The sequence below is a fragment of the Macromonas bipunctata genome, from assembly GCF_002837135.1.
In the GTDB taxonomy this organism is placed as follows: Bacteria; Pseudomonadota; Gammaproteobacteria; order Burkholderiales; family Burkholderiaceae_C; genus Macromonas_A; species Macromonas_A bipunctata.
In genome coordinates, this window is record NZ_NWBQ01000081.1 from 35,261 (window position 1) to 35,792 (window position 532).

A 532-nucleotide genomic window follows, 5' to 3' on the forward strand; every position below is an offset into this window, starting at 1 on the left:
GCTGGAGCTGGCCACGCAGCAGCCGTTTGACGCCATCCTGATGGACTTGCACATGAACGGCATGGACGGCTTTGCGGCGGCGCGTGCCATCCGCGCCCACCCGGTGGGCCATGATGTGCCCATCATTGCGCTGTCGGCGGCGGCGCTGCAGCGCGACGTGGCCGCCAGCCAGGCGGCGGGCATGAACGCGCACCTGCCCAAGCCCATCAACGCGCTGCAACTGGCGCGCGCCCTGGTGCAGTGGATTGCGCCACGCAGCGCCGACGCCCCCGCCACCTTGCCAGCGCCCGGGGTGGCAGACGGTCCAGCCGCACCTTCAACGTCCGCCGCATCCGCCACGGCGGCCGGCCCTGCGCCAGCGGCCCGGGTGGCGGCGCCGTTCCAGCTGCCGGGGCTCGATGTGGTGCGCGCCGTGGCCGCGCTCGACCACGACTGGGGCCGCCTGCGCCGCGTGCTGCTGAGCTTCTACCGCGACTGCGCGCCCCTGCCCGCCGCGCTGGACGCCGCGCTGCAGCAGCGCCACTGGGCCGAG

The 532-nt window shown here is 74.8% G+C and carries 1 protein-coding gene; it reads left to right on the forward strand.

Annotated elements, in window-relative coordinates; all coding sequences use genetic code 11:
• Window positions 1–532: response regulator (locus CON76_RS11430; protein ID WP_169929052.1), on the forward strand; the 532-nt coding region annotated here is incomplete at both ends.